Annotated in this window: 22 protein-coding genes and 1 pseudogene; 15 read left to right on the top strand and 8 right to left on the bottom strand. The window is 61.7% G+C overall.

Features of this window, described 5'->3' with window-relative positions; genetic code table 11:
• Positions 1–216: 216 nt before the first annotated feature.
• The 4 genes from HGO40_RS26565 to gcvH all read left to right on the top strand — a co-directional run bounded on the left by HGO40_RS26565 (position 217) and on the right by gcvH (position 4,747).
• Positions 217–1,221 (top strand): extracellular solute-binding protein, encoded by a 1,005-nt coding sequence (locus HGO40_RS26565; RefSeq protein WP_250965460.1) that lies wholly within the window; start codon positions 217–219, stop codon positions 1,219–1,221.
• 234 nt (positions 1,222–1,455) lie between these two features.
• On the top strand, positions 1,456–3,072 hold the full coding sequence (locus HGO40_RS26560) for an ABC transporter permease (protein ID WP_250965459.1): 1,617 nt from the start codon (positions 1,456–1,458) through the stop codon (positions 3,070–3,072).
• Between the two features lie 156 nt (positions 3,073–3,228).
• Entirely contained in the window at positions 3,229–4,311 is a 1,083-nt protein-coding gene (gene gcvT, locus HGO40_RS26555; RefSeq protein ID WP_250965458.1) for a glycine cleavage system aminomethyltransferase GcvT, read from the top strand.
• A gap of 52 nt (positions 4,312–4,363) precedes the next feature.
• Entirely contained in the window at positions 4,364–4,747 is a 384-nt protein-coding gene (gcvH, locus tag HGO40_RS26550) for a glycine cleavage system protein GcvH (protein WP_250965457.1), read from the top strand.
• A gap of 184 nt (positions 4,748–4,931) precedes the next feature.
• Here the strand turns inward: gcvH and HGO40_RS26545 are convergent, their stop codons facing one another.
• The 5 genes from HGO40_RS26545 to HGO40_RS26525 all read right to left on the bottom strand — a co-directional run bounded on the left by HGO40_RS26545 (position 4,932) and on the right by HGO40_RS26525 (position 9,213).
• Positions 4,932–5,252 (bottom strand): DUF2388 domain-containing protein, encoded by a 321-nt coding sequence (locus HGO40_RS26545; protein ID WP_170867266.1) that lies wholly within the window; start codon positions 5,250–5,252, stop codon positions 4,932–4,934.
• Between the two features lie 65 nt (positions 5,253–5,317).
• Positions 5,318–5,767 carry an NfeD family protein gene (locus HGO40_RS26540; protein ID WP_250965456.1) on the bottom strand — a complete coding sequence of 150 codons (450 nt, stop codon included), beginning with the start codon at positions 5,765–5,767 and terminating at the stop codon, positions 5,318–5,320.
• A 9-nt stretch (positions 5,768–5,776) separates the two neighbouring features.
• Positions 5,777–6,697 carry an SPFH domain-containing protein gene (locus HGO40_RS26535; protein WP_186707583.1) on the bottom strand — a complete coding sequence of 307 codons (921 nt, stop codon included), beginning with the start codon at positions 6,695–6,697 and terminating at the stop codon, positions 5,777–5,779.
• Positions 6,698–6,945: 248 nt separating this feature from the next.
• The gene (gene tfpB, locus HGO40_RS26530; RefSeq protein WP_250965455.1) at positions 6,946–8,730 is read right to left on the bottom strand and encodes a type IV pilus assembly ATPase TfpB; all 1,785 of its coding nucleotides are present in this window, start codon (positions 8,728–8,730) and stop codon (positions 6,946–6,948) included.
• A gap of 144 nt (positions 8,731–8,874) precedes the next feature.
• Entirely contained in the window at positions 8,875–9,213 is a 339-nt protein-coding gene (locus HGO40_RS26525; protein WP_250965454.1) for an ACT-like domain-containing protein, read from the bottom strand.
• Positions 9,214–9,338: 125 nt separating this feature from the next.
• Between HGO40_RS26525 and HGO40_RS26520 the strand changes: the two genes are divergently transcribed.
• A complete protein-coding gene (locus HGO40_RS26520) occupies positions 9,339–9,809 on the top strand; it encodes an Lrp/AsnC family transcriptional regulator (RefSeq protein ID WP_186707580.1) in 471 nt (156 codons plus the stop codon).
• Between the two features lie 130 nt (positions 9,810–9,939).
• Here the strand turns inward: HGO40_RS26520 and HGO40_RS26515 are convergent.
• Positions 9,940–11,307 (bottom strand): annotated as a pseudogene (locus tag HGO40_RS26515) (CYTH domain-containing protein).
• A gap of 147 nt (positions 11,308–11,454) precedes the next feature.
• Between HGO40_RS26515 and argE the strand changes: the two are divergent.
• The 3 genes from argE (at position 11,455) to HGO40_RS26500 (ending at position 15,832) form a co-directional block, all read left to right on the top strand.
• Positions 11,455–12,612, top strand: a complete 1,158-nt coding sequence (argE, locus tag HGO40_RS26510) for an acetylornithine deacetylase (RefSeq protein WP_250965453.1) — start codon at positions 11,455–11,457, stop codon at positions 12,610–12,612.
• A 137-nt stretch (positions 12,613–12,749) separates the two neighbouring features.
• Complete coding sequence (gene argA / locus HGO40_RS26505) at positions 12,750–14,048, top strand: amino-acid N-acetyltransferase (RefSeq protein ID WP_053126389.1); 1,299 nt, start codon at positions 12,750–12,752, stop codon at positions 14,046–14,048.
• 461 nt (positions 14,049–14,509) lie between these two features.
• Complete coding sequence (locus tag HGO40_RS26500) at positions 14,510–15,832, top strand: OprD family porin (RefSeq protein ID WP_250965452.1); 1,323 nt, start codon at positions 14,510–14,512, stop codon at positions 15,830–15,832.
• 141 nt (positions 15,833–15,973) lie between these two features.
• On the opposite strand, the gene mntA is transcribed toward HGO40_RS26500, so the two are convergent.
• The gene (gene mntA, locus HGO40_RS26495) at positions 15,974–16,369 is read right to left on the bottom strand and encodes a type VII toxin-antitoxin system MntA family adenylyltransferase antitoxin (RefSeq protein ID WP_250965451.1); all 396 of its coding nucleotides are present in this window, start codon (positions 16,367–16,369) and stop codon (positions 15,974–15,976) included.
• Between the two features lie 334 nt (positions 16,370–16,703).
• Between mntA and HGO40_RS26490 the strand changes: the two genes are divergently transcribed.
• The 7 genes from HGO40_RS26490 to HGO40_RS26460 all read left to right on the top strand — a co-directional run bounded on the left by HGO40_RS26490 (position 16,704) and on the right by HGO40_RS26460 (position 22,316).
• The gene (locus tag HGO40_RS26490) at positions 16,704–17,342 is read left to right on the top strand and encodes a peroxiredoxin (protein ID WP_250965450.1); all 639 of its coding nucleotides are present in this window, start codon (positions 16,704–16,706) and stop codon (positions 17,340–17,342) included.
• A gap of 316 nt (positions 17,343–17,658) precedes the next feature.
• Entirely contained in the window at positions 17,659–18,252 is a 594-nt protein-coding gene (gene ssuE / locus HGO40_RS26485) for an NADPH-dependent FMN reductase (RefSeq protein WP_250965449.1), read from the top strand.
• A gap of 91 nt (positions 18,253–18,343) precedes the next feature.
• Complete coding sequence (locus HGO40_RS26480) at positions 18,344–19,309, top strand: sulfonate ABC transporter substrate-binding protein (protein WP_250965448.1); 966 nt, start codon at positions 18,344–18,346, stop codon at positions 19,307–19,309.
• A gap of 24 nt (positions 19,310–19,333) precedes the next feature.
• Entirely contained in the window at positions 19,334–20,482 is a 1,149-nt protein-coding gene (ssuD, locus tag HGO40_RS26475; RefSeq protein WP_250965447.1) for an FMNH2-dependent alkanesulfonate monooxygenase, read from the top strand.
• 7 nt (positions 20,483–20,489) lie between these two features.
• Positions 20,490–21,272, top strand: coding sequence for an aliphatic sulfonate ABC transporter permease SsuC (gene ssuC / locus HGO40_RS26470; protein WP_250965446.1), 783 nt, complete (start codon positions 20,490–20,492; stop codon positions 21,270–21,272).
• Positions 21,269–22,075, top strand: a complete 807-nt coding sequence (gene ssuB / locus HGO40_RS26465) for an aliphatic sulfonates ABC transporter ATP-binding protein (protein ID WP_250965445.1) — start codon at positions 21,269–21,271, stop codon at positions 22,073–22,075. The genes ssuC and ssuB overlap by 4 nt, the downstream gene beginning before the upstream one ends.
• Positions 22,076–22,100: 25 nt before the next feature.
• Positions 22,101–22,316: a TOBE domain-containing protein gene (locus HGO40_RS26460; RefSeq protein WP_250965444.1), complete on the top strand. Its 216-nt coding sequence runs from the start codon at positions 22,101–22,103 to the stop codon at positions 22,314–22,316.
• A gap of 135 nt (positions 22,317–22,451) precedes the next feature.
• On the opposite strand, the gene HGO40_RS26455 is transcribed toward HGO40_RS26460, so the two are convergent.
• On the bottom strand, positions 22,452–23,087 hold the full coding sequence (locus HGO40_RS26455; protein ID WP_250965443.1) for a TetR/AcrR family transcriptional regulator: 636 nt from the start codon (positions 23,085–23,087) through the stop codon (positions 22,452–22,454).
• Positions 23,088–23,264 lie beyond the last annotated feature (177 nt).

Raw genomic sequence — 23,264 nt, 5'->3', positions numbered from 1 at the left:
ACGGTCTGTACTGCGCGAACAGTCAGAATCGAGCCTTGTCCCTCCTCCTCCCTTCAAGTCCTACCATACAAGCGAGCTTGCTCGCGATGGGGCCGGAACAGCCATCTCGACCCCACTGTTGCAACATTTGGAAATGTGTCCGCCTACTGTTCGATTGTAGTGCCAAATGTGAGTCCTTATCATTTGCGCTTCGCTCACCATCCAGAGATCGCTACCATGTTGGCAACCAAACGCCTGCTGTCCGCCCTCGCCTTGACCCTGGTCGGCACCACTGCCGCCCAGGCCGCCGATGAGGTGGTGGTCTACTCCTCGCGCATCGATGAACTGATCAAGCCGGTCTTCGACGCCTACACCAAGAAAACCGGCGTATCGGTGAAGTTCATCACTGACAAGGAAGCGCCGTTGATGCAGCGGATCAAGGCCGAAGGCGCAAACGCCACCGCCGACCTGCTGCTCACCGTCGATGCCGGTAACCTCTGGCAAGCCGAGCAGATGGGTATTCTCCAGCCGTTCACCTCCCCGGTGATCGATGCCAACATCCCGCCTCAATACCGCGCGTCCTCCCACGCCTGGACCGGCTTGAGCCTGCGGGCGCGGACCATCGTCTATTCCACCGAGCGGGTTAAACCCAGCGAATTGACCACCTATGAAGCGTTGGCTGGCAAAGAGTGGGAAGGCCGCCTGTGCCTGCGGACCTCGAAGAAGGTCTACAACCAGTCCCTGACTGCCACCCTGATCGAAACCCACGGGGCGGAAAAAACCGAGGAAATCCTCAAGGGATGGGTCAAGAACCTGTCCACTGACGTGTTCTCCGACGACACTGCGTTGCTTGAAGCGATCAACGCAGGCCAATGCGATGTCGGCATCGTCAACACTTACTACTATGGCCGCTTGCACCAGCAGAAGCCGGACCTGAAGGTCAAGCTGTTCTGGCCGAACCAGGCTGATCGTGGCGTGCACATCAACCTCTCCGGCATTGGCTTGACCCAGCATGCACCGCATCCGGAAGCCGCGAAGAAGCTGGTGGAGTGGATGACTACGCCAGAAGCACAGAGCATTTTTGCCGACGTGAACCAGGAATTCCCGGCCAACCCGAAAGTCGAACCGTCCAAGGAAGTGGCAGCCTGGGGCAAGTTCAAGGCCGACACCCTGCCGGTGGAAGTCGCGGGTAAACGCCAGGCCGAAGCCATTCGCATGATGGATCGCGCTGGCTGGAACTGAGACCCGTCCTGTTCAGTTCATTGAAAGCATGTGGCGAGGGAGCTTGCTCCCGCTGAGCCTGTAGGAGCTGTGTAGGAGCTGTCGAGTGCAACGAGGCTGCGATCTTTCCCTAGACACTTGAGTCTCAAGCGAAAGATCAAGATCAAGATCAAAAGATCGCAGGCTCCGCCAGCTCCTACAGAGCCCAGCGGGATCAAGCTCCCTCGCCACGTGACCATTTAACGAGAGTTCTCCTTGGCCCACCCCGCCCAACGCCGTTGGTATCCCCTGGTCTTCGCCATCGCCGCGTTGGTCCTGTTGCCCTTGAGCGTCTTGCTACTGTCCTGGCAGAGCATCGACCAACAGATCTGGTCCCACCTGTGGGACACGCAAATGCCCCGCCTGCTAGGCAACACACTCACGTTGATCCTTGGCGTGGGGATCGGTGTGACGCTGTTGGGGGTCAGTCTCGCCTGGCTCACCAGCCTGTGTGAGTTCCCGGGGCGACGCTGGCTCGACTGGGCGTTGATGCTGCCGTTTGCGTTTCCGGCCTATGTGCTGGCGTTTGTCTTCGTGGGTCTGCTGGATTTTGCCGGCCCTGTGCAGACGCTGATGCGAGAGTGGTTCGGCAGCGGCCTGCGCCTGCCTCGGGTTCGTTCCACCGGCGGGGTAATCCTGGTGCTGGTGTTGGTCTTTTACCCTTACGTCTATTTGCTGGCGCGCAGTGCCTTCCTGGCCCAGGGCAAGGGCTTGATGGAGGCTGCCCGGGTGCTGGGGCAATCGCCATGGCAGGCGTTCTGGCGCGTGGCGCTGCCGATGGCCCGGCCGGCCATCGGTGCAGGCGTGGCGCTGGCGCTGATGGAAACCCTGGCGGATTTCGGTGCGGTGTCAGTGTTCAACTTCGACACCTTCACCACCGCCATCTACAAGACTTGGTACGGATTCTTCAGCCTATCCAGCGCAGCCCAACTGGCCAGCCTGCTGTTGTTGGCGGTGATGCTGGTGCTCTACGGCGAACGCCGGGCCCGCGGCGCCCAACGAGCCAGCAACGAGCGGCCCCGGGTCAAGGCGTTGTACACGTTGCGCGGCTTCAAGGCCGTGGCGGCCAGTGGCTGGTGCTTCCTGGTGTTTGCCTGCGCGTTTGTCATCCCGGTGCTGCAATTGGTGGTGTGGTTCTGGCAACGCGGCCGTTTCGACCTGGATGAGCGTTATGCCGGGCTGATCGTCCATACCCTCTACTTGGGCGGCCTGGCCGCGTTGGTCACCGTCTGCGTGGCCTTGCTGCTGGCGTTCGCCCGGCGGGTGGCGCCGACCCGCCCGATTCGTGCCGGCGTCGGCCTGGCGAACCTGGGGTATGCCTTGCCCGGTTCGGTGTTGGCGGTGTCGATCATGCTCGCGTTCAGCTACCTGGACCGCGAGCTGGTCATTCCGCTGGCGGCCTGGCTCGGCGGCGCAGGCAAGCCGTTGCTGCTGGGCAGCCTGTCGGCGCTGTTGCTGGCGTATCTGGTGCGCTTCCTGGCCGTGGCCTACGGTCTGTTGGAGAGCAGCCTGGCGCGAATTCGTCCGTCCTTGCCCGAAGCGGCACGCAGCCTTGGGGTCAGTGGCCCACGACTGTTTTTCAAAGTGTATCTGCCGTTGTTGTTGCCCGGGACATTGAGCGCGGCGTTGCTGGTGTTCGTCGATGTGCTCAAGGAAATGCCCGCGACGCTGCTGATGCGCCCGTTCGGCTGGGACACGCTGGCGGTGCGGATCTTCGAGATGACCAGCGAAGGGGAGTGGGCCCGGGCCGCGTTGCCGGCGCTGACGTTGGTCTTGGTGGGGTTGTTGCCGGTCATCGGATTGATACGACGTTCGGCCCATCGAAACAGCTAGGTGTCAGTCCTACCTCATGCGGCTACAATGCGCGGCATTCGGTGCGGTCCGTCTGTCGGACCGGGCAACTGAGAGCGTCAGAAAACTCCTTTTTTTCAGGCGTTCGCGCTACGCAGTGTCCGTCCGCACCTTCGCCAAGCCCGGAAGGAGAAACCCATGGGACAGCGTACGCCTCTGTATGACCTTCATCTCGCCCTTGGCGCGAAGATGGTCGATTTTGGCGGTTGGGATATGCCTTTGCACTACGGCTCGCAAGTCGAAGAGCACCATCAGGTGCGTCGCGACTGCGGTGTGTTCGATGTATCCCACATGACCGTGATTGATGTCGCCGGCCCCCAGGCCAAGGTCTGGCTGCAGCGCTTGCTGGCCAATGACGTCGACCGCTTGCAGGGCTCAGGCAGTGCCTTGTACAGCGCGATGCTCAATGAGCGCGGCGGCATTGTCGACGACATGATCATCTACCGTGTCGAGGACGGCTATCGGCTGGTCTTCAACGCCTCGACCCGCGATCAGGACCTGGCCTGGATGCAGGCGCAGCTCGGTGACTACGACGTGCAGTTACATGAGCGCCCCGAGCTGGCGATGCTGGCGATCCAGGGTCCCCACGCCCGGCAAAAGATTGCCGAGCTGGTCACACAACCGCGTGGCCAAATCATCCAGCAACTCAAGCCTTTCGAAGGCCGCGCCGACGGCGAATGGTTCATCGCCCGGACCGGCTACACCGGTGAAGATGGCCTGGAGATTGTGCTGCCCGCCCAAGAGGCTCCGAGTTTCTTCAACGATCTCGTAGGGGCCGGCATTTCGCCCATCGGCCTCGGCGCCCGCGATACCTTGCGCCTGGAAGCCGGCATGAACCTCTACGGCCAGGACATCAGTCAGGACGTTTCGCCCCTGGCCTCGAACATGGCCTGGAGCATCGCCTGGGAACCGGCGAGCCGTCCGTTCATCGGGCGCAGTGCGCTGGAGGCCGAGCTTGCCAGCGGTGTGCAGCACAAACTGGTCGGGCTGGTGCTGGAAGAGCGGGGCGTGTTGCGCGCCCATCAGGTGGTTCGCATCGCCAATGTTGGCGAAGGAGAGATCACCAGTGGTAGTTTTTCTCCTACGCTTAGCAAGTCGATCGCCCTGGCACGTGTTCCGATGGCAACCGCCGACCGGGCCGAGGTGGAAATTCGTGGTAAGTGGTACCCGGTACGGGTGGTCAAACCGACCTTCGTCCGCCATGGCAAAACCCTGATCTAACCTTTTGCGGCGGGCCGCTGGCCGCTGACACTTTCTCTTGAGGACACAGAATATGAGTGATATCCCTGCCGACCTGCGGATTGCCGAAAGCCATGAGTGGGCCCGTCTGGAAGCTGACGGCACCGTCACCGTGGGCATCAGCGATCATGCGCAGGAAGCCTTGGGCGATGTGGGGTTTGGCGAGCTGACGGAAAGCGGTAAGGGCTTTGCCGCAGGTGACCAGGCCGGTGTGGTTGAGTCGGTCAAGGCCGCTTCCGACATCTACTCCCCGGTTGCCGGCGAAGTGATCGCGATCAACGAAGAGTTGGGCGCTTCGCCGGAGTTGCTGAACTCCGATCCGTACGGTGCGTGGATCTTCAAGCTCAAGCCAAGCGACAAGGCTGAGCTGGACAAGCTGCTCGATGCGGCAGGCTACAAGGCCGCTATCGGCGAATAACCCGACTGTACCTGTGGGAGCGAGCTTGCTCGCGATAGCGGTGGATCAGCAGCATTGTTGTTGGCTGACACTCCGCTATCGCGAGCATGCTCGCTCCCACAGGGGACTGGGGGCTGTCTCGGGATTATTCACCGGACAAAAAAAATGCCGCTCTCATCGAGCGGCATTTTTCATGGGCCGGGAATCACTCCTGGGCGACGGCGTTTTTCGCCAGGATCGCGTTGGCCAGTTCCATGTCGGTGGCTTGCAGGCCTGGGTTGTCGGCGCGTACTTTCTGCATCGCTGCCTCCAGGTAAGGGCCGCGGATACCGCCATCACTGGCGACGAAGCTGCCGGCATCGTCCTGGGCGGCGACGATCAGTTTGTGATCCTTGAAGGTCAGGTAGGTGGAACCGGTGGTCGCACCGGATGAGATGACGTTACGCCAAAACGTGTCGGCCATTGCCGAGCCAACAGGAAGAGACAGCAAGGCTAGGGTAGCGACAGCAAGTTTGAGACGCATGATAGGTGACTCCACTGGGTTAACTATGACGTTGGATTACCTGCGTCTCGATTCAGTTCCATGACTTGTCAGTCAGCCCGCTCCACTTGCAATACCGCGCCTTCCTGGGCCACCACCTTGACCCGCGTACCAATGGGCGACTCGGGCCCCTTGGCCAGCCAGACGCTGTCGGCCACCTTGATCTTGCCGCGGCCGTCGACAATCGCTTCATGCACCAGGAAGACCTTGCCGATCAGTTCCTGTCCGCGCAGGTTCAGGAGCGGCTGATCGCTTTGGCGCACCGCGCTGCGCTGGCGTTGCCACCAGTACAGCGCCGTGGCGATGGCAAACAGGCCGAACAACAGGAACTGCAGCTCCCACGGCAGCTGCGGCAGGATGAACGTGAGTACGCCGACTGCCGCGGCGGCCATGCCGATCCACAGCAAGTAGCCACCGGCGCCGAACACTTCGAGGATCAGCAGGATCACGCCCAGCGCCAGCCAGTCCCAGTACGACATGTGTTGCAGGAACTCCCACATACGCGCGCCTCAGGCTTTCTTGCTGTCGAAGGTGGCCTTGACGATCTCGCCGATGCCACCGACCGCACCGATGACCTGGCTGGCTTCCAGCGGCATCAGGATCACCTTGCTGTTGTTGGCCGACGCCAATTTGCCCAGCGCATCGATGTATTTCTGCGCGACGAAGTAGTTCACGGCCTGGACGTTACCGTCGGCAATGGCCTGGGACACGACCTGGGTGGCCAGTGCTTCGGCTTGCGCCTGGCGCTCGCGGGCCTCGGACTCCAGGAACGCGGCCTGGCGGCTGCCCTCGGCCTCGAGGATCTGCGCCTGCTTCTTGCCTTCGGCGGTGAGAATCGCCGACGCACGCAGGCCCTCGGCTTCGAGGATCTGGGCACGCTTGATCCGTTCGGCTTTCATTTGCCCCGACATGGCGGCCATCAGGTCGGCCGGCGGGCTGATGTCCTTGATCTCGATCCGGGTGATCTTGATGCCCCACGGCGCCGTGGCTTCATCGACGGTGCGCAGCAGTTTTTCGTTGATGCCGTCGCGCTGGCTCAGCATCGCATCCAGCTCCATGGACCCCAGCACGGTGCGGATATTGGTTTGCAGCAGGTTGCGGATGGCGTGTTCGAGGTTGTTGACTTCGTAGGCTGCCTGGGCCGTATTGACCACCTGGAAGAAGCACACAGCGTCGATCTGTACCGTGGCGTTGTCGGCGGTGATGACTTCCTGGGGCGGAATGTCCAGCACGCTTTCCATGACGTTGATCTTGCGCCCGATGCGATCCATCACCGGGATGATGATATTCAGGCCGGGCTTGAGCGTATTGGTGTAGCGGCCGAACCGCTCGACCGTCCATTGGTAGCCCTGGGGTACGACCTTGAAGCCCATGAAGAGAATGACGACCACCAGGCCGATGAAAAGTAAAAGTACGCTACCGATCTGCATGACGGTTCCCTGTGCGAATTGAGATGGACCTGCGAGCCCTGAGTGTAGGGCAAACGGCCATTATCTTCCCTATAGTCCTTGTGGGGTGGAGATTTAGCGATACGTTGAGCCCTGTAGGAGCTGCCGAAGGCTGCGATCTTTTGATTTTGATTTTGATTTTTCGCTTGAGACTCAACTCTCTGGGACAAGATCGCAGCCTCGTTGCACTCGACAGCTCCTACGGCTTCCGCGGGAACAACTTCACGCCGTTACCTCTGCTCGCTCTGGGGCGTAACCCGCAACACTTCCTCGACGGTGGTCAAGCCCGCCGCGACCTTTTGCGCCCCTGACAGCCGCAGGCTGCGCATGCCTTCCTTGAAGGCCTGGCGGCGCACCGCCAGCAGGTCGGTGTCGGGGTGGATCAAGGCCTTGACGCTGTCGGTCAGTTGCATGATTTCGTAGACGCCGGCGCGGCCGCGGTAGCCGGTGTCGCGGCATTCCAGGCAACCGACGGCCTGCTGGGCATTGCTCGGCAGCGGTGCCTGCCAGGGTCGGGGCAGGGTCTGCCAGTCGTCTTCGTTCAGGGTCAGGGGCGCCTTGCATTGCGGGCACAGGGTGCGCACCAACCGCTGGGCCATGACCCCGAGGACGGTGGCCTTGATCAAATAATGGGGCACGCCCAGCTCCAGCAGGCGACTGATGGCGCTCGGCGCGTCGTTGGTGTGCAGCGTCGACAGGACCAAGTGACCGGTGAGCGCTGCCTGGATCGCCATTTCAGCGGTTTCCAGGTCTCGGATTTCACCGATCATGATGATGTCCGGGTCTTGTCGCATGAGGGCCCGCACCCCGGCGGCGAAGCTCAGGTCGATGTTGTGCTGGACCTGCATCTGGTTGAACGACGCCTCGACCATTTCGATCGGGTCCTCGATGGTGCAGAGGTTCACTTCCGGCGTCGCCAGCTTCTTGAGTGTGGTGTAGAGGGTGGTGGTCTTGCCCGAACCGGTCGGCCCGGTCACCAGGATGATGCCGTTGGGCTGGCGGGTCATGTCCTGCCAGCGGCGCAGGTCGTCGGCGGAGAAACCGAGCTGGTCGAAATCCTTGAGCAGCACTTCCGGGTCGAAGATCCGCATGACCATTTTTTCGCCGAACGCCGTGGGCAAGGTCGACAGGCGCAATTCCACTTCGCCGCCGTCCGGGGTCTTGGTCTTGACCCGGCCATCCTGGGGTTTGCGTTTTTCCGCGACGTTCATCCGCCCCAGGCTCTTGAGGCGACTGACGATCGCCATCGTGACCTGCGGCGGGAATTGGTAGACGGTGTGCAGCACCCCGTCGATGCGAAATCGCACCGTGCCCTGCTCGCGGCGCGGTTCGATGTGGATATCGCTGGCCCGCTGTTGGAAGGCGTACTGGAATAGCCAGTCGACGATGTTGACGATGTGGGCGTCGTTGGCGTCCGGTTCCTGGTCGCTGGCGCCGAGGTTGAGCAACTGTTCGAAATTGCTCAGGTTGCTCGGTTGCTGATCGACCGTGGTGGCGCCGCTGACCGATTTGGCCAGGCGATAGAACTCCACGCTCAGGCGCTGGATATCCACCGGATTGGCGACCACCCGCTTGATCGGCAACTTGAGCACATGGGTCAGGTCGGCTTCCCAACTGTTGACGTAGGGTTGTGCGCTGGCGACGGTGACGGCGTCACGATCGACCGCCACCGCGAGGATCTTGTGGCGCTGGGCAAAGGCATAGGACATCAAGGGCGTTACGGCCGCCACGTTGATTTTCAGCGGGTCGATGCGCATGTAGGGTTGGCCGGCCTGCTGGGACAACCAGAGAGTCAGGTTCTCAAGGTCCAGGCGCTTGCCGGGCCGACTGAGGTCGTCCAGGTGCTGGTTGGCAATGAACTCCAGCGGGTGCAGCTGGCGGTTGGCGCGGTGGCGTCGGCGGGCGTTGAGCGCGGTTTCGGCCGAATCCTGGCTGATGAAGCCCTGGGTGACCAGTTGGCGCAGCAGATCATTGAGGTCCAGCCAGCGGTCCTGAGTGGCGTGTTTGGTGGACATGCGGGTTCCTATTGGACAATTGCAGCAAAGCCGCGATACAGACGCCTCGGCGTCCTCGCTCGGTCTGCAAAAGAATAGTCCCGACCCGGTGGTCCGTTGGGCCACTACCCGACCAATGCGTTACCAATTCTTGCCCGTGGGGGTTCAACCGGCCGCTTGGGCCGGCTCAACTCGCGCAATATCAGCGCCTTGCAGGTCCACCGAGCACATGCCGATCAGGTTACGTAATTTTTCTGCGATGACCTGGGCACGGTGCCAGCTCAGGCCGTCCATGACGATGTCCAGCGACAGCAGCTCGTCGAGGCGCTCGACGCGAACCTGCTGCGGGGTCAGGCCTTGCAAGGCAAACAGGTTCAATGCCCGGCAGAGCAGGTCCGGCTCGGCCTCGGCCAGCATCTGGTAGTGCACGCGGCAATGGGCTTGGGCGGCGGGCCAGACGGCGGCGCGGGGCGGGGGGGGGGCAACGGCTTCAAGTGGGGGCATGTGCGGTCTCCTTGGCGGCGGAGAAATATTTACATGCGTCGCCGGGTATTTCTTATCTAAGATGGGTGCTTTCGGCGATGTTTCGAATCGCTTGAGTCTCCAGATCATTCATTTTGGGGTTGTCTATGCAAAGCGAGCTGGATAGCTATGACCGCAGGATACTGGCCCTGCTGCAAGAGGATGCCTCGCTGTCCAGCGCGCAGATCGCCGAGCAGGTCGGTTTGTCTCAATCGCCGTGCTGGCGGCGGATCCAGCGGATGAAGGAGGAGGGCATCATCCGCGCCCAGGTGACCTTGCTGGACCGCAAGAAAATCGGCCTCAACACGCAGATCTTCGCCGAAGTGAAACTCAACGCCCATGGCCGTTCGAACTTCACCGAATTCACCGAGGCGATCCGCGGCTTTCCCGAAGTGCTGGAGTGTTACGTGCTGATGGGATCGGTGGATTTTCTGCTGCGCATCGTCACGGCGGACATCGAGGCGTATGAGCGATTCTTTTTCGAAAAGCTGTCGATGGTGCCGGGGATCCAGGAGGTGAATTCGATCGTGGCGCTGTCGGAGATCAAGTCGACGACGAGTTTGCCGGTGGTGCGCTGAAGCTTGTTTTTGTGGTGTTCGGGTTGGCCTCATCGCGAGCAAGCTCGCTCCCACAGGGAATTTCAGCGTCCACAATAGGTGGGTACAACGCCGAACTCCTGTGGGAGCGAGCTTGCTCGCGATGGCGGCATCACAGGCGCAACAAGGTCTTCCAAGCCCGGTTCTGGTACACCGCAATCGCCTGTTGCTTGCGCGCATCCAGCGTTTCGTCGGTGATCGGTTGGTTGGCCAGTTGTGCCAGCTTGTTCAGCTCACCGTAGAGCCGATCCATTTCCGGGATCTCCAGCACATGGCGGGCATGGTGCAGCCAGGCCTGGATGCGTTCGATGCGGGGCAGTTGCTCGGCCAGGTCTTCCGGTTGCTGTTGATAACGTTGCAATTGCAGGGACGAGGACTCTTCGCCCAACAGGCGTGGCAACCAGCTGCCCAGTTGCGCCGCGCCCTGGCGATTGCCGCGGGTGTTGCGCTCGACGGCCCAGCTGCGGGCCAGCAGCCAGCGTGACGTGTTGAGGGAAAACAGGCCCCAGCGCGGGTCTTGCAGCTCTTCGAGGAACTGTTCCGGCGCGGCCTTGCGCACGTCTTCGTCGTCCAGGCCAGCCTGGACCAATGGGCGCCAGTCTTCCAGCAACGCGTCCAGGGCCAGGCGCAAGTCGTGGGTCGATTGGCGCGGCGCGGCCTGGCCGAGGCTGCTGAGCAGGGCGCGCAGTTCGGCGAGGCTTTCCACCCAGTCCTGCAGCAGGCGCCAATGGCCGTTGAAGCGGTATTGCTCGGCCAGGCGTTGGCTGCTGCCGAGCAAATGCCAGCTCAGCGCGGCGAAGGCATCGTCCAGCGGCGTTTCGGCAGTCAGTTGCGGGGCCGGCAGGCTCAAGGCGTAGCTGCCCGCGTCATGCAAGCGATAGCCACGCTCGGCCTTGCTGATGTCGCAGGGCATCAGGGGCAGGGTCATGGCCAGCTCGGCGGCCAGTTCCAGCAGGGCGGCGGGTTCGCCTTCGCGCAGTTCCAGCTCCAGTTCGCAGATTTCTTCCTTCTGCTTGCCGACCACCACGTGGCCCAGGTCCAGGGCCGCTTCGATGACCACCTTGCTTTTGCCACGGCCCCAAGCGATTTCAGCGCGTTCGCGGACGAAATCGGTGGTGAAGATGGCCTTGAGGGTTTTCTTGTCCAGTTCGGCCAAGGCCTCGGGCCAGCATTCGCCGTCGAGCTACTTCAGGTCGAGCTTGGCCTTGGGCAGGTGCCAGTCGTATTCGTTGCGCTCGGACAGGCCGGCGACGCTCTGGCCGCGGGTCTTGAGGGTCTGGATCACCTCTTCGCCATCGCGACGCAGGCGCAGGGCGACCTTGGCCCGGGCCAGGTCACGTTCTGGCGTGTCGAAATACTGGTTCATCAATTCGTGGCGTTCCCAGCCACTCTTGTTGCGTTTTTTCAGCAGCGGATGCTCGCGCAAGGCTGCCAGGGTCTCGCGGCTGACGCGGAGTTTGATTTCGGTTTCTTTCTGCATGGCCGGAAAATCCAGGGATCGGGTGCGCAGCCGGGGGAAGGTGTGGCTGCCAAGGCCGTGCAGTGTACAGGACTGACTCGCCCTAGGTTTATTCCTGGGTCCAGATGGTTCTATGATGAACACCAATCTGTATGCCCGGAGCCAGCGATGCCTTTGCCGTCCATGAAAGATCAATTCGCTGCCCTGATCGCCACGCCTTCGGTCAGCTGTACCCAGCCTGGGCTCGACCAGTCCAACAGCGCTGTCATCGAGCTGTTGGCCGGCTGGCTCACTGAGCTGGGGTTCTCCTGCGATATCCAGCAGGTCAGCCCTGGCAAATTCAATCTGCTGGCCAGTTTCGGCAGCGGTCCCGGCGGCCTGGTGCTGGCCGGCCACAGTGACACGGTGCCGTTCGACGGCGCGTTGTGGCAGACCGATCCGTTGAAGCTCACCGAGATCGATGGCCGTTGGGTCGGCCTGGGCAGTTGTGACATGAAGGGCTTTTTCGCCCTGGCCATCGAAGCGCTCAAGCCGCTGCTGGACCAACCGTTCAAGCAACCGCTGCTGATCCTCGCCACCTGTGACGAAGAAAGCTCCATGTCCGGCGCCCGGGCCCTGGCCGATGCCGGCCGGCCCTTGGGGCGGGCAGCGGTGATCGGTGAGCCGACCGGCCTCAAGCCAATTCGGATGCACAAAGGCATCATGATGGAGCGCATCGACATTCTCGGGCGCAGCGGCCATTCGTCCGATCCGCGCCTGGGCCACAGCGCGCTGGAAGCCATGCACGATGCCATGGGCGAATTGCGCGGCCTGCGCCTGCAATGGCAGCGTGAATTCCGTAACCCGCAGTTCACCGTGCCGCAACCGACCCTGAACTTCGGCTGCATCCACGGCGGCGACAACCCCAACCGGATCTGCGGCCAATGCTCCATGGAATTTGACCTGCGGCCTTTGCCGGGCATGGACCCGCAAGTGCTGCGGGCGGCGCTCCAGCAGAAGCTCAACCCCATCGCCGAGCGCCATCAAGTCAAGATCGACTACGCGCCGCTGTTCCCCGAAGTGCCGCCGTTCGAGCAGGCCGAGGACGCCGAATTGGTCCGCGTGGCCGAACGACTGACCGGCCATCGTGCCGACGCAGTGGCGTTCGGCACCGAAGCGCCTTATCTTCAGCGCCTTGGCTGTGAAACCCTGGTGCTCGGTCCTGGCGATATCGCCTGTGCCCACCAACCGGGCGAGTACCTTGAAATGTCACGTTTGCAACCTACCGTGGAGCTGTTGCGGCAGTTGATCGGCCATTACTGCCTGACGTCGGCCACGGCCGATTAAATTGCGCCCTTGCGGGCCCGTATTCATCACATGAGGAGAGCGCGCGTGTCGCCAAGCCTGTTCCGACGATAACCACCAGCCCGTTGTGCGTTCTGTTTCGTCTTTTTTTGGCTGTTATTTATTACAGGTCCAGGTTCATGCCCGAATACGTCAATTGGCTTCGTCACGCTTCGCCCTACATCAACGCCCACCGTGATTGCACCTTCATCGTCATGCTGCCCGGCGACGGAGTGGAACACCCTAATTTCGGCAACATCGTCCATGACCTGGTGCTGCTCCACAGCCTCGGCGTGCGCCTGGTGCTGGTCCATGGTTCACGCCCGCAGATCGAGACCCGCCTCGCTGCGCGGGGCCTGACGCCTCACTACCACCATGGCATGCGCATCACTGACGCGGCGACCCTGGAATGCGTGATCGACGCGGTCGGCCAGTTGCGCATCGCCATCGAGGCGCGCCTGTCCATGGACATGGCGTCCTCGCCCATGCAGGGCTCGCGGCTGCGGGTCGCCAGCGGCAACCTGGTCACCGCCCGGCCGATCGGCGTGCTCGAAGGTGTGGATTACCACCACACCGGCGAAGTGCGCCGGGTCGATCGCAAGGGCATCAACCGCCTGCTGGATGAGCGCTCCATCGTATTGCTGTCGCCGTTGGGGTATTCACCCACCGGAGAAATCTTCAACCTGGCCTGTGAAGACGTCGCCACCCGGGCGGCCATCGACCTGGCGGCCGACAAGCTGCTGTTGTTCGGTGCCGAACAGGGGCTTATCGGCGAGGACGGACGGCTGGTGCGGGAATTACGTCCGCAACAGGTCCCAGGCCACATGCAACGCCTGGGCAGCGACTATCAGGCCGAACTGCTGGACGCGGCGGCCCAGGCCTGTCGTGGTGGCGTTGCGCGCAGCCACATCGTCAGTTATGCCGAGGACGGCGCGCTGCTGGCCGAACTGTTTACCCGCGATGGCAGCGGCACGCTGGTGGCCCAGGAACAATTCGAAGTGGTGCGCGAAGCGGCCATTGAAGATGTCGGCGGCCTGCTGGACCTGATCAGTCCGCTGGAAGAACAGGGGATTCTGGTGCGTCGCTCCCGCGAAGTGCTGGAGCGCGAGATCGAACAGTTCAGCGTGGTCGAGCGCGAAGGCATGATCATCGCCTGCGCGGCGCTGTACCAGATCGCCGATTCGGATGCCGGGGAACTGGCCTGCCTGGCGGTGAACCCGGAGTACCGCCACGGTGGCCGGGGCGACGAACTGCTGGAGCGGATCGAAACCCGCGCCCGCGCCCAAGGGCTCAAGACGCTGTTCGTACTCACGACCCGTACCGCCCACTGGTTCCGCGAACGTGGTTTCGAGCCCAGCAGCGTCGACCGTCTTCCGGCCGCGCGAGCCTCGCTCTACAACTATCAGCGTAATTCGAAGATCTTCGAAAAAGCCCTGTAACCCCTGGGGGCGCTCCCTGCGTGGGAGTGTCGCAGGGGGCGTCTTTTTGATTTCAGACAATGAATCGCCTGACGCATAGCCATCAAGCTCCCATCTTAAGCAGCCTCGGCGCCAAAGGATCAAGGGAACCCTCTACGCCGGGGTTTCCCGCTGAGCGCTTCTCGACAAAAAGCCATTCAGTAATTCGCCGGCTGGCCGATACGCCGGACCACGGTTGATGAAGCTTTGATGGCAGCTATATGTCGAAAAGAGCTGAAAATTGGTGAAACAATTCTTTTTGGAAGTAACAAGAATCCATTATCCTGCGGACCGGTGCAGGGGGGTTAGACCATGGTCGTAGTCACAAATGGTTACGATTGACTTGTCGGTCATGGTCTGGCGCTAATCGCGCATCCGCGGATTCCGGGCGTTCGATCCGGAACCAAAGACGCACAAGAATTAGAAAACGAGAGGAGCGAAGCATGAACAAGTCCACCTTGGCCCTGGCTGTGGCCGTTGGGGTATTGGCGCAGCAGGCAGGCGCCGCCGGTTTTATCGAGGACAGCAAGGCTACCTTGGGTCTGCGTAACTTCTACATCAACACGGATAACCGTGATTCGGCTGCTACTACGAACAAATCCGAAGAATGGGGCCAGGGTTTCGACCTGCGCTTCATTTCCGGCTACACCCAAGGCACCGTCGGTTTCGGTATCGATGCCATCGGCCTGCTGGGTATCAGACTGGATTCGGGCGGCGGTACCAACGGTGCCTCCAATAACAGCTATGGCGGCACGGTTTTCCCGAGCAAGTCCAACGGCGAAGCGGTGGATAACTTCTCCAGCCTGGGCCTGACCGCCAAGGCGAAGATCTCCCAGACCGAGCTGAAGCTGGGCACCCTGCAACCAAAACTGCCAGTCATCGTGACCAACGACGGTCGTCTGCTGCCGCAAACCTTCCAAGGTGGCCAGATCACCTCGAACGAGATCAAGGACCTGACGCTCGTCGGCGGCCAGATCGAGCACGCCAAGGGTCGTAACTCCAGCAACAACGAGGAGTTGTCCATTGCCGGTGCGAACGGTCGTACCGCCAGCGGTCGCGACAGCAACAAGTTCATCTACGGTGGCGGTGACTATAAAATCACCAAGGACCTGACTGCCCAGTACTACTACGGCAACCTGGAAGATTTCTACAAGCAACACTTCCTGGGCCTGGTGCACAACTGGTCCATCGGTCCTGGCGTGCTGAAGTCCGACCTGCGTTATTTCAACAGCCGCAGCGACGGCGCCAACGGTCATGATTCCACCTACTACACCACTGGCTACTATGGCGGCAGCGTCACCAAGGGCAAAGTCGACAACAACCTGTACAGCGGCCTGTTCCTGTACACCGTTGCCGGTCACACCTTTGGCGGTGGCTACCAGGCCAGCAACGGCGACAGCGATTTCCCTTGGCTGAATCAGGGTGACGGTTCGTCGGCTTACCTGACCACCGACATGCAAATCGCCAAGTTCGCCCGTGCCGGTGAACGTACCTGGCAGGGTCGCTACTCGTACGACTTCGCCAAGCTCGGTGTTCCTGGCCTGACCGCTGGCGTCATCTACCTGCGCGGCGACAACATTGACCACGCCACCGGTGACAAGACCGAGTGGGAACGTGACATCACTGTTGGCTACGTCGTACCGGAAGGTCCGCTGAAGAACGTTGGCGTCATGTGGAAAAACGCTACCTGGCGCAACGACATCCCAGGTCAGCGCGACCAGGATGAAAACCGCCTGATCGTCAGCTACTCGATCCCGCTGCTGTAAGCAACGCGCTCGCCTGACGAAAAAAAGCCCCATCCGGCAACACGCCGGGCGGGGCTTTTTTATGTTTTCGGTCAGGTAAGGGATTCTTCCCGCCTACTGGCGACGCAACGCACAATACTCGCTGCCTTGTTGATCAATACATCATCGGCCATACACGCTGCCTTCCTTCTGAATATCCTTGAGCAATCCCGCTCGAGCCTCGTCGAGAGCGGTTTTTTCGCTGAGGATAAAACATTCGAACAACCCCGCCTGTACGTCTCTGGCCCAAAGCCTCCGACCACGGGTCAGGATCTGGTACTGCATCACTGTCGTTGCCGCCCGTAAATCAAGCAGATCCACTGGGCATCCGGTTATATCCGCCAAGTCTCCGGAAAGTTGCCATAACAACACGGAGTCGACCTGACCGGACCAGAGAACAGCCAAATCGACATCACTGTCAGGCCCGGCGGTGCCCTGTGCATGGCTGCCGAACAGGTAAACCGCCAGCAGTCCAGGGAGGTGGTTTTGCAGGTGAGTCAGCAAGGCTTGAGTGTTCATGCTGCCTATCCTAGCCGCTCGTCCTGAAATCGCGTCAATAATTTCCGTAGTGTGGGTACAAAACAAAAAAAGCCCCGCCCGGCAACACGCCGGGCGGGGCTTTGCGTTTTCGAGTCGGGCCCACCCCTGTAGCCTTCCTCGAATTTCTCCTCTTTTCAGCAAATCGAGGCCTTCTCGAACCTCGCTGGCGATCTTGTGCCGGTATGCGGAATGGCGCCAGTGAACAGTTTTTTATATTCACTAATGATCTAGATAAATGGATATTCATTCTTTTTAAAGCAATCGAAACCGGTGCAAAGTTTGGGCTCACAACAACTCATCCAGGAGCCGCACCATGCGCCTCAGACTCGGCGACATCGCCCCCGACTTCGAACAGGAGTCCAGCGCCGGCAAGATTCGCGTCCACGAATGGCTCGGTGACAGCTGGGGTGTACTGTTTTCCCACCCGGCGGATTTCACGCCGGTATGCACCACCGAATTGGGCCTCACGGCCAAGCTCAAGGACGAGTTCGCCCAGCGTGGGGTCAAGGCCATTGCCCTCTCGGTGGACCCGGTGGACTCGCACCACAAGTGGATTGAGGACATCTACGAGACCCAGAACGCCGTGGGCACCTTTCCGATCCTGGCCGACGCCGACCGCAAGGTCTCTGACCTGTACGACCTGATCCACCCCAACGCCAGCGACACCTTGACCGTGCGCTCGTTGTTCGTGATCGACCCGAACAAGAAGATTCGCCTGACCATCACCTATCCGGCCAGCACTGGTCGCAATTTCAACGAGATCCTGCGGGTGATCGATTCCCTGCAACTGACCGACAACTACAAGGTCGCCTCCCCGGCCAACTGGCAGGACGGCGATGAAGTGGTGATCGTGCCGTCGCTCAAGGATGAAGAGGAACTCAAGCAGCGCTTCCCCAAGGGCTACCGCGCGGTGAAGCCTTACCTGCGCCTCACACCGCAGCCTAACCGTTGACGCAACACCTGAACTGATCTGTAGGAGCGAGCTTGCTCGCGATGGCGGTATATCAGTCGACATGGATGCCGGCAGATCCAACGCTATCGCGAGCAAGCTCGCTCCCACAGGAGAGATGAGAACACGGTGCACCAAGGGTTTTGGCCGTTTCGACGGCCTTTTTTATTGCGCCAAGGAAAGTGAATTGCATATCCCTTAATCGCATAACCAAATGAACAAATATGATTTAAAGATATATAAATCCCCTGTTATGGTTTGCCCCATGCAGCGAGATCGCCCGCCGCGAATCGCAAGTGACAGTTAAGGAAGGGTAGGCATGTTGGTCGTCTCACTCGGTGGCAGTCCCAGCCAACGCTCCCGCTCCGGGGTGCTGCTGGAGCGCTCGCAACGTTGGTTGCAACAGCAAGGTGTGGAGGTGGTGAGCTATCAGGTGCGCGATTTCCCGGCCGAAGATCTGCTCCATGCCCGTTTCGACAGCCCGAAGGTTATCGACCTGCTCCAGCAGATCGAAAACGCTGACGGCCTGGTAATCGCCACGCCGGTGTACAAGGCGTCTTTTTCCGGCGCGCTGAAGACCGTGCTGGACCTGCTGCCTGAACGAGCCCTGGCTCACAAAGTGGTGTTGCCCATGGCCACCGGCGGCAGCATCGCCCACATGCTGGCGGTGGATTACGCCCTTAAACCGGTGTTGTCGGCGCTCAAGGCCCAGGAAATGCTCCATGGGATTTTTGCCGAAGACAGTCAGATCGCTTATGGCGAAGGCAGCGCCCAGGCGCAATTGGCGCCGGCCCTGCAGCAGCGCCTGGACGAGGCGCTGGAACAGTTTTACAGCGCCATGGCCCGTCGGCCCAGGCCGTTGGACCCTCATGTATTGAACGAACGTTTGCTGAGTGCTCGCTGGAGCATTTGAACCCCGGACACCATTGATTCAACTCACCTTACTCAGCCGCTAACGGCCCAGCAGGTGCAGCCAAAACCCCACAGCAAAAAGGAGAGGCGCCATGCGCACTGTCATTTTGCGTCGCGGGCTGGTCGCTCTGTTTGCTGCGGCTGTGTCCCTCGGCGTCATCACCCAAGCTCAAGCCGAGACCTTGCGGATCGGTTATCAGAAATACGGCACCCTGGTGCTGCTCAAGGCCAAGGGCTCGTTGGAGAAGCGCCTCGCCGCCCAAGGCGTGGACGTGCAATGGACCGAATTCCCCGGAGGTCCGCAGTTGCTGGAAGGCTTGAACGTCGGTTCCATCGACTTTGGCGTGACCGGTGAAACGCCGCCGGTGTTTGCCCAGGCCGCGGGCGCCGACCTGCTCTATGTCGCCTACGAACCGCCGGCGCCCACCAGTGAAGCCATCCTCGTGCCCAAAGGGTCGGCGATCCAATCGGTGCAAGACCTCAAGGGCAAGAAAGTCGCGCTGAACAAAGGTTCCAACGTCCACTATCTGCTGGTGCGGGCGCTGGAAGACGCCGGCCTCAAGTATTCCGACATCCAGACGGTTTTCCTGCCGCCAGCCGATGCCCGTGCCGCGTTCGAACGGGGCAGCGTAGACGCCTGGGTGATCTGGGACCCGTACCAGGCGGCCGCCGAACAACAGTTGCAGGCCCGCACCCTGCGTGACGGCAAAGGCATTGTCGATAACCACCAGTTCTACCTCGCCACAACACCTTATGCGCAAAAGAATCCCCAGGTCATTACCGCCCTGGTGGAAGAGGTGCGTGCCGTAGGGGAGTGGTCCAAGGCCAATCCTGAAGACGTGACCAAACAGGTGTCGCCGCTGCTCGGCCTGCCGGCGGACATCACCCTGACCTCGGTGAAACGCCAAGGCTACGGGGCGCTGTTCCTCACGCCGGAGGTGGTGGCGGCGCAGCAGAAAATCGCCGACAGCTTCTACCAGCTCAAATTGATTCCCAAGCCCTTGAGCATCAAGGACGTGATTTGGACGCCGCCGGCGGCCGTTGCGAACGCGCAGTAATTCGATCCCTTAGGAGACCACTCCATGAGCCTCAATATTTTCTGGTTCCTGCCTACCCACGGCGACGGCCATTACCTTGGCACTGCCGAAGGCGCCCGCGCCGTCGATCACGGTTACTTGCAGCAGGTCGCCCAAGCGGCGGATCGACTGGGTTGTGGCGGTGTGTTGATCCCCACCGGGCGTTCCTGCGAGGACTCCTGGCTGGTGGCCGCTTCATTGATTCCCGTGACCCAGCGCCTGAAATTCCTCGTCGCCCTGCGCCCCGGGATCATTTCCCCGACGGTGGCGGCACGGCAGGCCGCGACCCTCGACCGGTTGTCCGGCGGGCGGGCGCTGTTCAACCTGGTGACCGGCGGCGACCCGGATGAATTGGCCGGTGACGGCCTGTTCCTTGACCACGAGCAACGCTACCAGGCCTCGGTGGAATTCACCCGGATCTGGCGCCGGGTGCTGGAAGGCGAGACCGTGGATTACGACGGTGAGCACATCAGTGTGAAGGGCGCCAAGCTGCTCTATCCGCCGATCCAGCAACCGCGACCGCCGCTGTATTTCGGTGGTTCGTCGGAAGCCGCCCAGGACCTGGCGGCCGAGCAAGTGGAAATGGTGCTGACCTGGGGCGAGCCGCCGGCAGCCGTTGCGCAGAAAATCGAGCAGGTACGCGCCAAGGCCGCGAAGCTGGGCCGTACCGTACGCTTTGGCATCCGTCTGCATGTGATCGTGCGGGAAACCAACGCTGAAGCCTGGCAAGCGGCGGATCGGCTGATTTCCCACCTGGACGACGACACCATCGCCCGGGCCCAGGCTTCCCTGGCGCGCTTCGATTCGGTGGGCCAGCAACGCATGGCCGCCCTGCACGGTGGCAGTCGCGACAAACTGGAAGTCAGCCCCAATCTGTGGGCCGGTGTCGGCCTGGTACGCGGCGGTGCCGGCACGGCGCTGGTGGGCGATGGCCCGACCGTGGCGGCGCGGGTCAAGGAATACGCCGACCTGGGCATCGCCACCTTTATCTTTTCCGGTTATCCCCACCTGGAAGAGTCCTATCGCGTGGCGGAACTGCTGTTCCCACACTTGGACGTCGAGCGCCCGGAGCTACCGAAAAGCCAGGGCTATGTGAGCCCGTTCGGTGAAATGGTCGCCAACGACATCCTGCCCAAAGCCGCGTCCCAGAGCTGAGGCGGCCATGAAGAAAATCATCCACCACCTCGCGCCCTGGGCGGTGCCGCTGCTGTTGCTGGCGGTCTGGCAACTGTCAGTGTCGGCCGGTTGGTTGTCCACGCGGATCCTGCCAGCACCCGTGGCGGTAATTGAAGCCGGGGTCAGCCTGGTGCGCAGCGGTGAGATCTGGACGCACCTGGCCATTAGCGGTTGGCGCGCAGCGGTCGGTTTCTTGATCGGCGGCGGCATCGGCCTGGCCCTGGGCTTCATCACCGGCCTGTCAAAATGGGGCGAGCGCCTGTTGGACAGTTCGGTGCAGATGATCCGGAACGTCCCGCACCTCGCGCTGATTCCGCTGGTGATCCTGTGGTTCGGCATCGATGAGACGGCGAAGATTTTCCTGGTGGCCCTTGGCACGCTGTTTCCGATCTACCTCAACACCTACCACGGTATCCGCAACGTCGACCCGGCGCTGGTGGAAATGTCCCGCAGCTACGGATTGTCCGGCTTCAGCCTGTTTCGCCAGGTGATCCTGCCGGGCGCCTTGCCTTCGATCCTGGTGGGCGTGCGCTTTGCCCTGGGTTTCATGTGGCTGACGCTGATCGTGGCGGAAACCATCTCGGCCAGCTCCGGTATCGGTTATCTGGCGATGAATGCCCGTGAGTTCCTGCAAACCGACGTGGTGGTGCTGGCGATTCTCCTGTACGCCGTGCTGGGCAAGTTGGCCGACCTGGCCGCCCGTGGGCTTGAGCGGGTCTGGCTGCGCTGGCATCCGGCGTACCAAGTGAACAAGGGAGGTGCCGCATGACCGCCCAACAACCTCCGCGCCTGCTACGTGGCATTCCGCTGGCGGTGCGCAACCTGCAAAAAACCTTTGGCACGCGCCAGGTATTGCGTGACATCGACCTGCATATCCCGGCCGGGCAGTTCGTGGCCGTGGTCGGTCGCAGCGGTTGCGGCAAAAGTACCTTGCTGCGGTTGCTGGCGGGCCTCGATCAGCCCACCGACGGCCAACTGCTGGCGGGCTCGGCGGCCTTGAGTGCGGCGCAACAGGACACGCGGGTGATGTTCCAGGAGGCGCGGCTGCTGCCCTGGAAAAAAGGCATCGACAACGTTGGCCTCGGGCTCAAGGGCGACTGGCGTCCGCAGGCCTTGCAGGCGCTGGAAGCCGTCGGCTTGGCCGACCGTGCCCATGAGTGGCCGGCGGCACTGTCCGGCGGCCAGAAACAACGGGTGGCCCTGGCCCGCGCGCTGATTCATCAGCCACGGCTGTTGTTGCTCGACGAACCCTTGGGCGCATTGGACGCCTTGACCCGTATCGAGATGCAGCAACTGATCGAAAACCTCTGGCAGCAGCACGGTTTCACCGTGTTGCTGGTAACCCACGACGTCAGCGAGGCGGTGGCGATTGCCGACCGGGTGATCCTGATCGAGGACGGCCAGATCGGCCTCGACCTGCCCATCGACCTGCCACGCCCACGGGTTCGCGGCTCTCATCGCCTGGCGAGCCTGGAAACCGAAGTCCTCAACCGTGTGCTGTCCTTGCCCGGCCAACCGCCGGAACCCGAACCCGTTTCACCCTTGCCTACGCAATTGCGTTGGGCGCAATAACTTCATCCAGACAGGAATCGACACCATGACCATCAAAGCCATCAACGTACGCAACCAGTTCAAAGGCACCATCAAGGAAATCGTCGAGGGCGACGTGCTGTCGGAGATCGACGTGCAGACCGCCTCCGGCATCGTCACGTCAGTCATCACCACCCGTTCGGTCAAGGAACTGGAACTGGCGATCGGCCGCGAAGTGATTGCCTTCGTCAAATCCACCGAGGTGTCTATCGCCAAGTTGTGAACGATGCTTGCGCCACAGCCCCGGACGGCGAGAGCCCTTCGGGGCTTTTGGGTTTTAAGGCAGCGCACGCATGCACTTTGTTGAGGTGAGGAGGGGGCCTTTGTGGCGAGGGGATAAATCCCCTCGCCACATGGATCAGGAAGCTTCGCGCTTGGGCAGGTACGGCGGCAGGTACAGCCCCAGGTACGCATCGAACACCCGCATGCCTTCTTCGGCCATGCGTGGGGTGATCTGGCCGTGTTGTTGGACCGACCGGGCGTAGACGCGGTCGCCCAGTTCCATGGCCAGGGCGAACACATCGACGTCGTCGGGCAGGGGCGGCAGGGCGAAATGGTGAGCGAAGACCTTGTGCAGCAAGTCGCTCAGCTCGAGGTCGTGCTGGCGGTCGGCCTGGGTGACTTCGGTCAGGCCGTGCTGGGCCAGGATCAACTGGCGAGCGGCGGCGTCCTGGCTGTAGATGGCGAGCATGCGTTGTTCCACCAGCCTGGACAGGTCGTGCCAATGGTTCAGCGCGGCATGATCGATCGGTGCTTGCAGGCCCGCGCGGAAGGCGGCGTGGACGTCGGCGGTCAGGGCTTCGAGCAGGGCCGGGACGCTGGCGAAGAAGTGGTACACGGAAGAGGGCGGGATCCCGGCGCGCTCGGCGACGCTGTAGATCGACAGGCTGGCCACGCCTTCGGCGGCAAGCAGCGTACGGGCGGCATCGAGAATGGTGTCGATCCGGGCCTGGCTGCGTGCGCGGGGTTTGCGGGGTGTGGCGATGCGCGTCATGGACGTCTCCTGCGGGGCTGCCGGGCATTGTACGCAGAGCGAGCGGATGGTCCATACCCGGACTTGTGAGCAGAGCAACTCCTGTGGCGAGGGAGCTTGCTCCCGCTGGGCTGCGAAGCCGCCCCGAAACCAGACGCCGGCGGGGGTCGGGGTGCCGGGGGGAGGAGTTTTGGGGGG

It is taken from the genome of Pseudomonas sp. CG7 (genome assembly GCF_023701885.1).
Taxonomy (GTDB): domain Bacteria; phylum Pseudomonadota; class Gammaproteobacteria; order Pseudomonadales; family Pseudomonadaceae; genus Aquipseudomonas; species Aquipseudomonas zanjanensis.
Note: the sequence above shows the minus strand (reverse complement) of the source record. Positions and strands in the feature narration are given on the sequence as shown.

Coding starts and splice junctions, on each gene's coding strand:
- HGO40_RS26565 (WP_250965460.1), top strand. CDS start 217: ATGTTGGCAACCAAACGCCTGCTGTCCGCCCTCGCCTTGACCCTGGTC.
- gcvT (WP_250965458.1), top strand. CDS start 3,229: ATGGGACAGCGTACGCCTCTGTATGACCTTCATCTCGCCCTTGGCGCG.
- gcvH (WP_250965457.1), top strand. CDS start 4,364: ATGAGTGATATCCCTGCCGACCTGCGGATTGCCGAAAGCCATGAGTGG.
- HGO40_RS26540 (WP_250965456.1), bottom strand. CDS start 5,767: ATGTGGGAGTTCCTGCAACACATGTCGTACTGGGACTGGCTGGCGCTG.
- HGO40_RS26535 (WP_186707583.1), bottom strand. CDS start 6,697: ATGCAGATCGGTAGCGTACTTTTACTTTTCATCGGCCTGGTGGTCGTC.
- tfpB (WP_250965455.1), bottom strand. CDS start 8,730: ATGTCCACCAAACACGCCACTCAGGACCGCTGGCTGGACCTCAATGAT.
- HGO40_RS26525 (WP_250965454.1), bottom strand. CDS start 9,213: ATGCCCCCACTTGAAGCCGTTGCCCCCCCCCCGCCCCGCGCCGCCGTC.
- HGO40_RS26520 (WP_186707580.1), top strand. CDS start 9,339: ATGCAAAGCGAGCTGGATAGCTATGACCGCAGGATACTGGCCCTGCTG.
- argE (WP_250965453.1), top strand. CDS start 11,455: ATGCCTTTGCCGTCCATGAAAGATCAATTCGCTGCCCTGATCGCCACG.
- argA (WP_053126389.1), top strand. CDS start 12,750: ATGCCCGAATACGTCAATTGGCTTCGTCACGCTTCGCCCTACATCAAC.
- HGO40_RS26500 (WP_250965452.1), top strand. CDS start 14,510: ATGAACAAGTCCACCTTGGCCCTGGCTGTGGCCGTTGGGGTATTGGCG.
- mntA (WP_250965451.1), bottom strand. CDS start 16,369: ATGAACACTCAAGCCTTGCTGACTCACCTGCAAAACCACCTCCCTGGA.
- HGO40_RS26490 (WP_250965450.1), top strand. CDS start 16,704: ATGCGCCTCAGACTCGGCGACATCGCCCCCGACTTCGAACAGGAGTCC.
- ssuE (WP_250965449.1), top strand. CDS start 17,659: ATGTTGGTCGTCTCACTCGGTGGCAGTCCCAGCCAACGCTCCCGCTCC.
- HGO40_RS26480 (WP_250965448.1), top strand. CDS start 18,344: ATGCGCACTGTCATTTTGCGTCGCGGGCTGGTCGCTCTGTTTGCTGCG.
- ssuD (WP_250965447.1), top strand. CDS start 19,334: ATGAGCCTCAATATTTTCTGGTTCCTGCCTACCCACGGCGACGGCCAT.
- ssuC (WP_250965446.1), top strand. CDS start 20,490: ATGAAGAAAATCATCCACCACCTCGCGCCCTGGGCGGTGCCGCTGCTG.
- ssuB (WP_250965445.1), top strand. CDS start 21,269: ATGACCGCCCAACAACCTCCGCGCCTGCTACGTGGCATTCCGCTGGCG.
- HGO40_RS26460 (WP_250965444.1), top strand. CDS start 22,101: ATGACCATCAAAGCCATCAACGTACGCAACCAGTTCAAAGGCACCATC.
- HGO40_RS26455 (WP_250965443.1), bottom strand. CDS start 23,087: ATGACGCGCATCGCCACACCCCGCAAACCCCGCGCACGCAGCCAGGCC.